The organism is Sediminibacillus sp. JSM 1682029 (assembly GCF_041366435.1).
GTDB classification, from domain to species: domain Bacteria; phylum Bacillota; class Bacilli; order Bacillales; family Amphibacillaceae; genus Sediminibacillus; species Sediminibacillus terrae.
On the sequence record NZ_JBEWYY010000002.1, the window covers coordinates 464,771 to 478,237 of the forward strand.

At 44.0% G+C, this 13,467-nt stretch carries 10 protein-coding genes; 1 reads left to right on the plus strand and 9 read right to left on the minus strand.

Annotated features, from left to right (window positions below; all coding sequences use genetic code 11):
* Positions 1-484 precede the first annotated feature (484 nt).
* The 4 genes from motS to ABVF09_RS06180 all read right to left on the minus strand — a co-directional run bounded on the left by motS (position 485) and on the right by ABVF09_RS06180 (position 4,431).
* A complete protein-coding gene (gene motS / locus ABVF09_RS06165) occupies positions 485-1,243 on the minus strand; it encodes a flagellar motor protein MotS (protein ID WP_153464823.1) in 759 nt (252 codons plus the stop codon).
* Positions 1,233-2,057, minus strand: coding sequence for a flagellar motor protein MotP (gene motP, locus ABVF09_RS06170; RefSeq protein ID WP_026569678.1), 825 nt, complete (start codon positions 2,055-2,057; stop codon positions 1,233-1,235). The genes motS and motP overlap by 11 nt, the downstream gene beginning before the upstream one ends.
* 105 nt (positions 2,058-2,162) lie before the next feature.
* Positions 2,163-3,164 (minus strand): catabolite control protein A, encoded by a 1,002-nt coding sequence (gene ccpA, locus ABVF09_RS06175; protein WP_153464827.1) that lies wholly within the window; start codon positions 3,162-3,164, stop codon positions 2,163-2,165.
* A gap of 208 nt (positions 3,165-3,372) precedes the next feature.
* A complete protein-coding gene (locus tag ABVF09_RS06180; RefSeq protein ID WP_026569676.1) occupies positions 3,373-4,431 on the minus strand; it encodes a bifunctional 3-deoxy-7-phosphoheptulonate synthase/chorismate mutase in 1,059 nt (352 codons plus the stop codon).
* 170 nt (positions 4,432-4,601) lie between these two features.
* On the opposite strand from ABVF09_RS06180, the gene ABVF09_RS06185 reads away from it, so the two are divergent.
* Entirely contained in the window at positions 4,602-6,734 is a 2,133-nt protein-coding gene (locus tag ABVF09_RS06185) for a cell division protein FtsA (protein ID WP_371068775.1), read from the plus strand.
* A 144-nt stretch (positions 6,735-6,878) separates the two neighbouring features.
* On the opposite strand, the gene ABVF09_RS06190 is transcribed toward ABVF09_RS06185, so the two are convergent.
* The 5 genes from ABVF09_RS06190 to ABVF09_RS06210 form a co-directional block, all read right to left on the minus strand.
* Complete coding sequence (locus ABVF09_RS06190) at positions 6,879-7,274, minus strand: YtxH domain-containing protein (RefSeq protein WP_081704478.1); 396 nt, start codon at positions 7,272-7,274, stop codon at positions 6,879-6,881.
* Between the two features lie 14 nt (positions 7,275-7,288).
* Positions 7,289-7,705 (minus strand): DUF948 domain-containing protein, encoded by a 417-nt coding sequence (locus tag ABVF09_RS06195; protein ID WP_026569673.1) that lies wholly within the window; start codon positions 7,703-7,705, stop codon positions 7,289-7,291.
* Between the two features lie 434 nt (positions 7,706-8,139).
* Entirely contained in the window at positions 8,140-9,447 is a 1,308-nt protein-coding gene (murC, locus tag ABVF09_RS06200) for a UDP-N-acetylmuramate--L-alanine ligase (protein ID WP_026569672.1), read from the minus strand.
* A 126-nt stretch (positions 9,448-9,573) separates the two neighbouring features.
* On the minus strand, positions 9,574-10,689 hold the full coding sequence (locus ABVF09_RS06205) for a nicotinate phosphoribosyltransferase (RefSeq protein ID WP_035426657.1): 1,116 nt from the start codon (positions 10,687-10,689) through the stop codon (positions 9,574-9,576).
* Between the two features lie 285 nt (positions 10,690-10,974).
* On the minus strand, positions 10,975-13,416 hold the full coding sequence (locus tag ABVF09_RS06210; RefSeq protein WP_371068776.1) for a DNA translocase FtsK: 2,442 nt from the start codon (positions 13,414-13,416) through the stop codon (positions 10,975-10,977).
* Positions 13,417-13,467: the final 51 nt, after the last annotated feature.

A 13,467-nucleotide genomic window follows, 5' to 3' on the forward strand; every position in this document is an offset into this window, starting at 1 on the left:
TACTCCATGCACCGTATCTTCAAAAGACATTGCCAGGAAAACAAGCAGAAAGTCCAAGAACAGGAGAAAAGGTGGGAATTACAACTGTCTTTTATGAAAAGAAGTACACATTTCCTGACAAACGTTTTTAAGATGGCTTGTTGGTTCTCAAGGAAAAAGTCTACGCTTCCCGTTAATCAGCCTGCTTTTTAGCGCAGGTAGCATGCGCAGACTCCTGCGGGAACAGCACGAGCTGAAGATCCACTTGGTAAAGCGGTTTTCTTTACCAAGTTAGCTGAGGCCGTGCCCGCGGAAAGCGAAGTATGCTACCGAAGCGGTGGGTAACACCCTTTTTGAATAGGTAATGGAATTTTCCGTTATAGTTAGTTCGCAGTTTATATCAAAAGGGCGATTGTTGAATTCATGGGACTTCTGGGCATAGTAAAACCCGAGCCTGGTATATCGGGCTCGGGTTTCCGTAAATAACAAAGCATTCCAACTCGACTTATTCTTCCGCTTCCTGGAGCAACACAATTTCCACGCGGCGATTTTTGGCCCAGTTTGCTGAAGAATCATTGGGCACAAGCGGACGAGTATCACCATAACCGGCAGCACTGAAACGGTCTTTTTCCACATCGCCGTTATCGATTAAATAACGTACCACCCGGCTCGCCCTTGCAGATGATAGTTCCCAGTTGGACGGGAATCGATAATTCGATATTGGGCGGTTGTCAGTGTGCCCTTCTATCCTGACGTCATTGGAAATAGTGTTCAACAAAATGTTTACCTTGTCCAATAACACTTCCCCATCCTCGATAATATCTGCTTCCCCTGAATCGAACAGGACTTTTTCTTGTAGAGTAAGGACAACCCCTTCTTCGGTCTGACTAGCTGTAACCACGTTGTTTAGATCATTTTTGTCGAGAAAAGCTGTCACTTGGCGCAATAAATCCTCGGCTGAATCTTTATCCTGTTCGGAAGTGTCTTGCTCCTCCTCTTTTTCATCCGATTCATCCATTTGTAAGCCTGATTGCTTGGCATCGGTATTTTCTGCAGGGTTTTCCATCGGGATCGGTGACGGTGATTGTTCAAAAATCTTACTGCTGCGGAACGATTCTGCCAACGCCTCAAATTTCTCCAAATCGATTTGAGACATAGAAAATAACAAGATAAAGAAAACGAGGATCAACGTCACCATATCTGCATATGTAACCATCCATTTCGGTGCTCCCCTATCCTTCCGCCTTCTTTTTCTAAGCTTCATGAATGGAATCTCCCAAAAGTGCACCTTCCGCCTTTTCATCTGTCTTGTATTTCATATCATTGGACAAAAAAGCGGCCAGTTTCTCTTCCAATATTCTCGGATTTTGTCCGGATTGCACTCCGATGACACCTTCAATAATGATTTGTTTAAGAAAGACTTCTTCCTCCGTCTTGTTCTCAAGCTTTCCGGCCATCGGGATGAATACCAAGTTGGCCAGCACGGTTCCATAGAAAGTCGTCAACAAAGCGACAGCCATATTCGGTCCCAGTGTAGCGGGATCTTGAAGATTATTGAGCATGAGTACAAGTCCAATCAGAGTTCCGATCATTCCCCATGCCGGTGCATATTCTCCAGCCTTTTCTATAATAAGCCGTCCTTTGTGATGGCGTTCTTCCAAAGCAACGATTTCCGCATGCATGATATCGTGGATTACTTCAGGTTCTATTCCATCCACTGCAAGAAGGATACCTTTTTTCAAAAAAGGATCTTCCACTTCTTCCAGCTCATTTTCCAAAGCAAGCAGGCCATCTCTTCTCGCTCTCTCCGACAAGTGAACGAAAAGGCGGATCATTTCTGGCAGGCTCGTATCACTTTTCGTAAAAGCTTCTTTCATTACATGCCTGGTAAGTTTAATCTGGTCCAAATTGAAGTTAATCAATATAGCTGCAGCCAATCCGCCGATGACAATTAAAATCGACGAAATTTGAAGGAAGGAAAGAACTCCCCCGCTTCCACCGCTTGCTAAAATTCCAAACATAAGCATGACAAAACCCAACGTGATACCGACTGGAGTCAGGATGTCTCTTTTTTTCATACTCTCTCTCCCCGATTAATTGATGCACCATACATACTTTTTGACAAGATAACGAAGGCAGTTACACGGCTACTGAATCTTCTATATATACCACCGGAGAAGTCATTACTGGGACTTGGTCGAATTCCGTTCAATGATTCGATGCGGTAAAATGATATTCTGTTCGGTGACTTCCTCTTTATTCATATATTTTGTCAATAAACGCATTGCCACAGCACCGATATCATACATCGGTTGAACAATTGTCGACAGAGTCGGACGGACCATCGTTGCTAAACGGGTGTTGTCGAACCCGAAGACTTCCAAATCCTCCGGTACTTTCAAACCTCTGTCCTGTGCACCGTGGATCACGCCAAGAGCCATTTCGTCTGAAGCGACAAAAATACTTGTTGGTTTTTTGTCCAGGGCCATCAGCTGTTCCAGGGCTTCCATACCGGAATCATACGTATAATCCCCTTTGATAACATACTCTTCATTCAAGGTTACATTTTTTTCTTCCAAGGCACGCTTATAGCCATTGAATTTTTGAGTATTGATTTCCGTTTCTTCCTGTGCGGACACGAAAGCCGGATGCTCGTTTCCATGCTCCAACAACAAAGAAGCCGCCTCATATGCAGCTTGTTCATAATCAATATTGACAGAAGGAGTGGACTCTGTCTCATCAATTGTCGCAGCAAGCGCAACCGGAACAGGGGAAGTCTTGAACTGCTGGACATGTTCTTCCGTGATCTTACCTCCCATAAAGACAATCCCGTCGACTTGTTTCTCAAGCATCGTGTTGATAAGATGGAGTTCCTTGTCTTTGTTTTGGTCGGAATTGCTCAAAATAATATTGTAATTGTACATCGTGGCAATGTCTTCGATTCCGCGGGCAAGTTCGGCAAAAAAGATGCTGGATATATCCGGTATGATTGCGCCCACCGTGGTCGTTTTCTTGCTCGCCAGGCCTCTGGCTACGGCATTCGGACGATATCCGAGACGCTCTATCGTATTTAACACTTTTTTTCTGGTTGCAGGCTTGACATTCGGATTTCCGTTTACAACCCTCGATACAGTAGCCATGGAAACATTCGCCTCACGTGCTACGTCATATATTGTAATATTCATAAGTAAAAACCTCCTATATCTCTTCCTATATCTCGTACTGCTTTTCATTAATAATACGATACTCTACAAGGTTCCGCAATGTTTGCAAACAAAATGCTCACTTCTTTACCAGTTTCCACAAAAACGTATCCGCTTAAACAAAAAATAAAGCCCTCACCATATAATAGCAGGCAAGGGCCATATGACCAAGCGATGAAACTTGATTTTATTATTTTTTCAGTTCCGCCATGAAACGATTGAACGTTTCAATATCCATCTGCTGGGCGGAATCAGAAAGCGCAACTGCCGGATCTGGATGAACTTCTGCCATTACACCGTCCGATCCGATTGCAAGTGCTGCTTTAGCTGCCGGAAGGAGCAAGTCCCGGCGGCCGGTCGAGTGGGTGACGTCTACCATGACAGGCAAGTGCGTTTCCTGTTTAAGAATCGGAACGGCGGTAATATCCAGCGTGTTCCTGGTCGCCCGTTCATAGGTACGGATTCCTCTTTCACATAGAATGATGTCGCCGTTGCCTTTGGAAATAATATATTCCGCAGCATTGATGAACTCTGAAATCGTAGCTGACAACCCACGCTTAAGGAGGACAGGTTTTTTCACCTCGCCCGCAGCTTTTAACAATTCAAAGTTTTGCATGTTCCGGGCACCGATTTGGATGACATCGATGTACTCGACCGCCTGCTCTATATCTGCCGGATTGACGATTTCACTTACAACAGCAAGCCCATATTCATCTGCAACTCTTTTTAAAATTTTCAAACCTTCCAAACCAAGACCCTGGAAATCATATGGGGAGGTACGTGGTTTGAACGCTCCTCCTCTCAATAGCTTCAAGCCTTGCTTTTTGACGGCTTCTGCTACCTGCGCCACCTGTTCATAACTTTCCACTGCACAAGGCCCCATAATGAAATGCCGATTGCCATCTCCGAACTTTTCGCCATTGATATCGATAACCGTGTCTTCAGGCTTCTTCTTTCTGGAAACAAGCAACGCTTTTCGATGATCATCCTCCTGCAACTCCAAGCTTGCTTTAAATATCTCCTTGAATAGAGCTTCCAGTGTGGAGTTCTCAAATGGACCATTGTTATGTTCTGTAATCAAGTCAAGCATTGCACGCTCCCGTACCGGATCAAAACGATAAGCACCTTGTTTTTCCTTTATTTGTCCGATTTCCTGAACCAACTCCGCCCTTTTGTTGATTAATTCAAGAATATCTAGATTCACTTGATCAAGTTTGCTTCGCAATTGATCTAATTGTTCATTACTCACTGTCAAACTCCCCCTTGAATATGTAATAATAGTAGGTAATAGAATAATAATGTACTAATTTTTAATAATTAGGGATTATTATAGCTAAAATATTGCCTGTTGTCATTAGTAAGATTTATAAAATTTCGTATATTTGATTTTTTATTCAACACTTGAAGGGGATACGGACAATGACGGAAAAAATATTCTCCCTGGATATAGGGACAAGAACCGTAATCGGCCTGATTCTAGAGAAAAAAGGGCCAAATTACCAGCTGCTTGATTATTATGTGGAGGAGCATCAGGAACGCGCAATGCTCGATGGACAAATCCATGATGTCGTAGCGGTTGCCGAAACGATTGAAAAAGTGAAGCTTCATTTGGAAGACAGCCACGGTCCATTGAAAAGTGTATGTGTGGCAGCAGCAGGAAGGGCACTGAAAACAAAAAGGACTGATGTGGCCAAAGAGATTGATCAGCAGCCGCTTATGAGCAAGGAAGATATATTGTTTTTAGAACTTTCTGCCGTACAGAAGGCACAGTATGCCCTGGCTAATGAGGACATGGAAGATACCAGCACGGAATATTACTGTGTCGGTTACTCTGTGATCAGGTACCAATTAGATGAACAGACGATCGGATCCTTGATCGATCAACAGGGAAAGACCGCTTCGGTTGAAATCATCGCCACCTTTTTGCCAAAAGTCGTCGTTGAATCTTTGATTTCCTCTCTTACAAGAGCAGGACTGGAAATGCAGGCATTGACGCTTGAGCCGATTGCGGCTATAGACGTATTGATTCCGGCTTCTATGAGAAAGCTCAACGTCGCGCTAGTAGATATCGGTGCCGGAACAAGCGATATTGCTTTAACAGACGACGGAACTGTCTCTGCTTATGGAATGGTACCACAGGCAGGGGATGAAATAACTGAAGCGCTTAGTGAACATTTCCTTTTGGATTTTCCTCAGGCGGAACAAATGAAACGGGAATTGAGCGAACAACAAGAAGTTACTATCACGGACATTCTGGGATTCGAACAAACTATTACTTATGAAGAGGTTGTCACAGCGATTTCTGGAGAAATTGACGCCTTGGCAGAATCGATTCAAGCTGAAATCCTCACTTTGAATAGTCACGCCCCGAAGGCTGTCATGCTGGTGGGCGGCGGGAGTTTGACACCGGAAATCACCAGTAGACTGGCTTCTAAATTGGAACTGCCGGGAAACCGAGTGGCAATAAGAGGAAGCGAGGCAATACCTGCTTTGAACAAAACGGAGAATCTTCCTGGCGGTCCGGCATTTGTAACACCAATCGGCATAGCGATAGCGGCCAAACAAAATCCGGTTCATTACATCAGTGTGACGGTCAACGAAAGAGCTGTACGCTTATTTGATATGAAACAGCTCACTGCTGCCGACTGTCTATTGGCTGCCGGTATCAACGTCGATAAACTATATGGGCTGCCGGGCATGGCTGCCATCGTGTCGGTGAACGGAAAAGAAGTCACGATTCCCGGAAGCTACGGCACCCCTCCTTCTTTATGGCTTAACGACGAGACAGCCCGAATCGATGCTCCCATTAAGCATGGAGATAAATTGGTGGTTGAAAAAGGAAATGATGGGTCCCCGCCAAATATAACTGTAGGCGAACTGCTTGGCGAGATACCGAAAACTAACCTGTCATTAAATGGGATGGAATTAGAAATGGAAACGAAGGTCCTCGTTAACGACATAGAAGCTGGACTGGATACAAAATTGACGGACCGGGATGCCGTAAGGGTGGAAACGGTGAAAACCGTTAGAGATGTGCTTCTATTTGCCGGACGGGAAGAGTGGCTCGAGGGCACAGAAGACTTTACTGTGTTCGTAAATGGAAATCAGCTTTTCCTTGATAACATACCAGCCTATTTGCAGAAAAACAATCGACCGGCACAATTGGAAGACAAAATTAAAAACGGAGACAGTATTACGTACACCAGCAGCCAAAATCCGACTGTCCAGCATATCTTGGAAAAAATGCAATTGAAAATGAAGTACTACCTTCCCATTACATTCAATGGGGAAAAACTGGAATTGGAAAAGCCGGCTATAAAGGTGACCAGGAATAGCAGGGAGTTGACGGAAGAAGACACAATCAATCCGAGAGACCATCTTTCCATCGAAAAAATACCACACACTCCGTTTATCTTTCAGGATATTTTTCGATTCGCCACGGTGAATTTGGCAGAAGCTACCGGAAATTTCCACATATACAAAAATGGAGAACCAGCAGCTTTTTTTGACGAATTAGCGCCTCACGATGAGTTAGTCTTGCAATTCCAATAGTGCCACGAAATCCTCCAATTTGGAGGACGACCGCAGAACTATCTTTTAAAAGAGAAGTAAACTAAAGAGTGGTACCCGCTTTTTCCATCTGTTAAACGCAATAAGTCAGGCTGCAGCATCAATCATTCGCTGCAGCCTGACTTATTATGCTTTGCTTCCTTCTTGTTCTTTTTCGATTTCATCAGCAGCTTCTTCAATTGCCCGTGCTACTTCTTCAGCTGCTTTCTCAGCTTCCTCGTCGGAATTTTTTCTTCGGTTTTTGAAAGAATCGGTTGTGTCTTTCATCATCTTTGTTAAATCCTGCGATTTGACTGTCGCTTTTTCCCGCCACTCAGAGCTTTTTTCATATGCAACGTCTTTCCACTCGTTTGCACGGTCTTTCACGTAACCAGCGTTCTCATTCAATGAGCTGCGGAGTTCGCTGCCAGATTTAGGAGCAAACAGTAGTGCCACAGAAGCACCGACCACACCGCCGATTATAGAACCAATCAGAAAGTCTTTCCCATTTACATTTTGGTTTTGTTCTGGCTGATTCGCCATCATCATTCCTCCCGTTAGACGTTTTTATTGTTTTTTCTTTGTTTCCACAAATTCATGACGACCGTACCCCAATTCATCGCCTGTGCCGTTGTTTCTTTGTTTTGCTCGGCAACTACTGTTACTTTGCTGGATACAGAGCGGATAGTATTGTTGAATTCTTTCACAGATTCCCCAATACCCTTCACTCCGTCGACAAGAGTGTTTAATTTTTGAGACTTATCATTAATATCTTCTGCAAGCTTATTCGTTTTATTTAACAAGGCCGTACTCTCAGTTGTAATACCCTCCATCTGTTTTTCCAGTCCTTCCAACGTGGAAGCAACGTCATTCAACGTACGCTGTGCTGCCTTCAGTACCATCGCTAAATAAACTACTAAAACTGCAAAAGCTATTGCCGCAATCAAAGCCGCAATATAAAGTAAGTTTTCCATGTCAACTTCAACTCCTTTTCCTATGTAATTGGTAAATGCTTGCTGCAATAGGAAAACCCTACTGGATAAGAATCCAACAGAAGTATTCATTTCCTCATATGGGAACAATATACCCTAAAGCGACAAAAGTAAACACCTTAAAGTTTACTATTAGCACCGTCGGAAAGAAAGCAATCAGCATGCTGCATGCTGCAAAAACGGTTGAACATTGCTTCACACCTAGCTGTCTTTTTTGGCGGAACCTTTCAACCAAAATCCTGGCGGCAGTTTGTGCTGCATAAATCAGCCTCGGAGATGGAGCTAAAGCGCCTTGACCAGACAGCCCGCCGCTGCTTATCCTTTCCTATCTTTCAAAAAAATAACAGGGAGAATCTTTTCTCTCCCTGTTATCCATTCGATATCATGTGATAAAAATCCTGTCTCCAAAAAACATATTACTGTTTCGTATGTTTAAGGCCTTCTTCATAGGCTTGCTGGAATTTCTGAATATCTCCTGCCCCCATGAATATCAGGACACTATCCTCATACTCCTTAAGTATATCTGTATGATCCATCTCCAATAAAGACGCATCATCCACCCGTTCAAGAAGATCATTGATCGTCAGGTTGCCATTATCTTCCCGGGCAGATCCGAAAATATCACAAAGAAATACCTTGTCCGCCTGCTTCAAACTATCAGCAAATTCCTGCAGGAACTTTTGCGTACGTGTGTAAGTATGGGGCTGAAAAATACCCACAACTGACTTATTTGGATATTTCTTCCTGGCGGATTCAATTGTCGCCTCAATTTCCTTAGGGTGATGGGCATAGTCGTCCACTAACACTTGGGCACCAATCTGTTTTTCCGTAAACCGGCGTTTGACGCCGCTAAAGGTGCTGATTTTTTTAATATCTTCTGTCTTCATGTCCTCATAGTGGCAAAGTGCAATCACTCCAAGCGCATTCAACACATGATGGTTGCCATAACCCGGGATTGTAAATGTGTCGTAAAATGTGTTGCGGACAAATACATCAAACGAAGTCCCGTTTTCTGTCTCTACAATATTTTGAGCCTGAAAATCATTGGAGTCCGATAGTCCATAATAAAGGACCGGCACTTTCGCCTGCAGTTTTTGTAAGTATTCGTCATCGCCACAGGCGATGATCCCCTTCTTGACTTGGTAAGCCATTTGCTGAAAGGCATCGATGACGTCGTCGATGCTTTGAAAATAATCCGGGTGATCAAAGTCGATATTGGTCATGATTGCATAATCTGGCTCATAAGCAAGAAAATGACGGCGATATTCACAAGCCTCGAAAGCAAAATATTTACTATCTGTATGCCCCATTCCCGATCCATCGCCAATTAAATAAGAAATTGGGTATGTTTCCTTCAGTACGTGTGCCAGAAGACCGGTGGTCGATGTTTTGCCGTGAGCACCTGTGACTGCAATACTAGTGTATTGCTTCAGCCATTCCCCGAGAAATTCATGATAACGATAATACGTAAGACCAAGGCGCTTGGCTTCTTGAATTTCCTCGTGATCCTCTTTGAAGGCATTACCTGCGATGATGGTCAACCCTTCTTTAATATTCTCCTTTGAAAACGGCATGATGGGTATATTTTTTCTTTCAAGGGCTTCCTGGGTAAAGAACCGTTTCTCTATATCAGAACCTTGAACAGCTTCCCCCGAATCGCTCAGGATCTGTGCCAACGCGCTCATTCCCGTCCCCTTAATACCAATGAAATGGTAAGTTGTCATAAAACAGTACCTCCAAAATGAGTCATAATTTTATCTCTTTATGTACGTATTGGTGTACATCTATATACCGTTATCGATTCCGCTCGATAACAAAGATTTCCCCGATAATATAGGTTTCAAACTATCCTACTGGTCCGGACCGACAAAGTCTACTTTTTCGAGGCGCGGATTTGGACGGTAGCGTCTGCCCTCTTTCGCTTGTGGTTTGCCATTCAACAACACATTATCCCCGGTGAATCCAATATTGATTTTCAACAGACTACCACCGATCCCGTACATATCCACCGGCACCTTCAACTCTTCAAATTCTTTTATCCTGCTTTCGGTAAAACCGCCGCTTACCATGATTTTAACATGCTGGAATCCCTCTTCATCCAAAGAACGTCTCAACGCAAAGACCAATTCAGGGTTCACGCCCCTTGGGTCAAAGGTGCCCATCAAATGTTGATTGCGCAGGAAATATTTATCCACGAGTGTCCGTGATGTATCAAGACGGACACCTTTTAATGTTTCGCCGAATTCACGGGCAACTTTTAAAGAATCGGTTATCACGTCGTTATTGTAATCCACAAGTGCCATTAAGTCATCTTCTGGATAGAGCTGGTGATAGGCTTTAGAAGCTTCTACGATATCCCCTTCAAACATTTGGATCAAAGCATGAGGCATTGTGCCCATTCCCTGCTTTCCCCACCATTCATTCATGGCATGGGTCGCCTGGGCTGTAGATCCACCGATAAAGGCAGCATAGCCATCTCCAGCCTGTTGTGTGAAATGATCATCACGGTCTCCCATGAAGACGACAGGCTTTTGCTTGCCGGATGTCCTTGCAGCTTTTACCACATTATATACATTCGTGGCAACTGACGTTCTTCTGGCCAGTATTCCATCAATAATGCCTTCTAAATATCCGAAATATTGATATGGCCCAGTAACCGTCAAAACCGACTCAAACGGGCTTATTTTATCTCCATCTTTCAAGGAGTGGATTTCCAAGTCCTCCGGATGATCAGCAAAGGTGTGCAGCAATGCGATGGCTTCATCTGTACCGCACAAAACAGCATGATCTTTTTGAAAAAATTGCATGGTCACATAGTTGTCAGGCACTTTATTTTTGGCAATTTCCCTCGTTTTTAAAAAGTAGACTGCCGAAAACCAGCCTTCTTTGACTCGTTCATCGAATTTGAATGTTTTATTCGTTAAACGGCTTATTTCGCCGTTTAATTTTTGCGTTATTTCTTTCATGTTCAATTACTCCTTAGAGATTGTCGTTAGCCATGATAATAGTTCATTCTCTATCATATAAGAAGCTGAAGCTCAGGACAAGTTATTTCCTTCCGATTCCTGACTGGCCGGGACAGAATTGACGGTCGGGACAAAAGGGTGGCCATCAAAGCAAAAACCGAACGAATTCTGAACACTAATCGAATCGTTCGGTTATTATTTATATAATCCTTTGATAGACTTCTTTTTATCCAATTAAGTGATCGGTTTTTATTTCGGTCCCGCTGCTTTTGTCCCGGCCCCGTTTCACTTATAAGATTCTTCCAGATAATCCTCGGCTTGAGCACTGGATATCAGGACATCCCGCGGTTTGCTTCCTTTTTGTTCAGAAATGATTCCATGCGATTCCATATAATCGATCAGCCGTGCTGCACGGTTATAGCCGATTTTGAATCGCCGTTGCAGCAAAGAAGCACTTGCACCGTTTTGCTGAAGGACGAATGCCACTGCTTCGTTGAACAATTCATCCTCATCTTCTTCGACGTTCACTTGTTCTAACAGCTGTTCCTGTTCAAACAAGTAGTCAGTCGGTGCCAGTTTTCTTACATAATTCGTCACCCGTTCTATTTCTTCATCCGAGACGAAGGCACCTTGAATTCTGACCGACTGACCCGAACCATTTTCCAAGAAGAGCATATCGCCCCTGCCGAGCAATTTTTCTGCTCCATTGGTATCGATGATCGTACGTGAATCTACTTGCGATGAAACACTGAACGCAATACGTGTCGGAATATTGGCTTTTATCAAGCCAGTTATGACATCGACTGAAGGACGCTGTGTTGCCAGCAATAAGTGCATTCCGCAAGCCCTGGCTTTCTGAGCAATCCGGCAAATCGCATCTTCCACATCTTGCGGGGAAACCATCATCAAATCCGCCAGCTCATCGATGACGATAACCAAGTAGGGGAGATGTTCCTCTTCCCGCTGCTGCTGTTTCATTTTTTGGTTATAGCGTTCAACATCCCGCACACCTTCTTTGACAAACTTCTCGTAACGCTCTTCCATTTCGTTAACAGCCCATTTCAGTGCCGATGTGGCAGCTTTCACATCGGTTATGACAGGAGAAACCAAATGTGGAAGTTCGTTGTAAGGGGCAAGCTCTACCATCTTCGGATCGATTAACAAAAACCTGACATCTTTATGGGAAGCTTTATAAAGAAGACTAATCAAAATGGTATTGATACAGACACTTTTCCCTGATCCAGTTGCACCGGCAATCAGACCATGGGGCATCTTCTGCAGGTCCGTGACAATCGGTTTGCCGGCTATATCAAGACCAAGTGCAACGGAAAGCGGAGAAACTGCGTTCCGGAAAGCTTCTGCTGAAAAGATTTCCTGCAGCCCGACCGCTTGTGCCTGAGGATTAGGCACCTCGATTCCGATGGCGTTTTTACCGGGAATAGGAGCTTCCATCCTGATATCCCTTGCAGCCATATTCAGTTTTATGTCATCGCTGAGATTTTTGATTTTGCTTACCTTTACACCAAGCTCAGGTTGAACCTCAAATCTCGTCACAGCTGGACCGCTCATCGCATTGACAACTTTTGCTTTGACATGGAAATGAGCTAACGTCGTTTCCAGCAGTTCGATTTGTTGATTCACCCACTCACGATTTTCCTGTGATTTTTGGACTGGATCGTTAAGTAAATAATCCGGCGGTCCTTGAGTCTCCTTTTTGACAGGCGCCTCTTCTTTCCGTTCTTGCCGGTAGCGATTACGCTTATCCCTTGGCGTCATGATAACATTGAAGGGTGTCCTTTTAGGCCTCACCGGCGCTTCCACTGCTTCGACATTATGTTCCACTAGTTTCTCTTCGGATACCTCCTGTTCAGCGGGCTGCTCCACTGTTTCGGGATTAGCTCCACCTTGGTCACTGATGTCAGTCGCTTTCGTCTCAGCAGGCTCTTCATGTTTTTCCTCACTCATTATTTCCAAAGCTCCTGCTTGGTTTTTTTCTATTGACGGTTCAACCGTCTTGTTTCTATCTTCGATGACCTTTTCCGGTGCAGCGTCTGTCTCCTCTTTTTCTTTTTCGATTAGCCGCAGTGATTCAGCCTCAGCAATGGTTATATCTTTTTGTTCCAAATGTTTTTCCAGTTCGGCATTTTTTGTATCCCAGCTGTTGTCATCGAAATGCCGCGGCGTGAACTCTGTTGTTTCTGGTCGTCCATGCTCCACACCTGGATCCTGCACATCACTATGGTCGATATCCATACTTGCGTCCGCCCTCATTGCACCTTCCTCTTTTTGCTTTCGTAAAAAAGCAGGTGTATCTGTGTCCTTTTTGGCTTGGCGAAATCCGTAAATCGGGGACGGAACCTCGGTCAGTTTGAACGGTTGTTTCGATTCCAAAGGTTCCACCCTTGATGGCCCCTTGTTTTGCTGTCTTTTAACAAGTGGTCTGTCTACGTCTGAATTCTGTTCCTTCTCACTGACATCATTGGATTTGTACTTTTTCTCTGATTTTCTTCGCTCAAACGCGGGCCTTGTTCCTTCCCCTTTACCTTGCTGATCGGGAATTACCGGGAATTTGAAGGAAGAATTTTTGGGATATTGATAGGATACTCTCGTATGTAAATGATTGGTGCTGCCATTCTCATGACTGTCTGTTTCCTGTGGTATTGATTCTGTTTCTGGCTCATCATCAGCCAGTATCTGTTTGAATTTTCTTTTTAGTTGCTCCCACATAGACTTCACTCTTTCTCATAAATAGTTACTTTACTATTCTATCAGTTTTTC

What these genes read in the sequence shown, in the direction of transcription:
- motS (WP_153464823.1), bottom strand. Translation starts at nt 1,243, where the DNA reads ATGAAGCTTAGAAAAAGAAGGCGGAAGGATAGGGGAGCACCGAAATGG.
- motP (WP_026569678.1), bottom strand. Translation starts at nt 2,057, where the DNA reads ATGAAAAAAAGAGACATCCTGACTCCAGTCGGTATCACGTTGGGTTTT.
- ccpA (WP_153464827.1), bottom strand. Translation starts at nt 3,164, where the DNA reads ATGAATATTACAATATATGACGTAGCACGTGAGGCGAATGTTTCCATG.
- ABVF09_RS06185 (WP_371068775.1), top strand. Translation starts at nt 4,602, where the DNA reads ATGACGGAAAAAATATTCTCCCTGGATATAGGGACAAGAACCGTAATC.
- ABVF09_RS06190 (WP_081704478.1), bottom strand. Translation starts at nt 7,274, where the DNA reads ATGGCGAATCAGCCAGAACAAAACCAAAATGTAAATGGGAAAGACTTT.
- ABVF09_RS06195 (WP_026569673.1), bottom strand. Translation starts at nt 7,705, where the DNA reads ATGGAAAACTTACTTTATATTGCGGCTTTGATTGCGGCAATAGCTTTT.
- murC (WP_026569672.1), bottom strand. Translation starts at nt 9,447, where the DNA reads ATGACAACTTACCATTTCATTGGTATTAAGGGGACGGGAATGAGCGCG.
- ABVF09_RS06205 (WP_035426657.1), bottom strand. Translation starts at nt 10,689, where the DNA reads ATGAAAGAAATAACGCAAAAATTAAACGGCGAAATAAGCCGTTTAACG.
- ABVF09_RS06210 (WP_371068776.1), bottom strand. Translation starts at nt 13,416, where the DNA reads ATGTGGGAGCAACTAAAAAGAAAATTCAAACAGATACTGGCTGATGAT.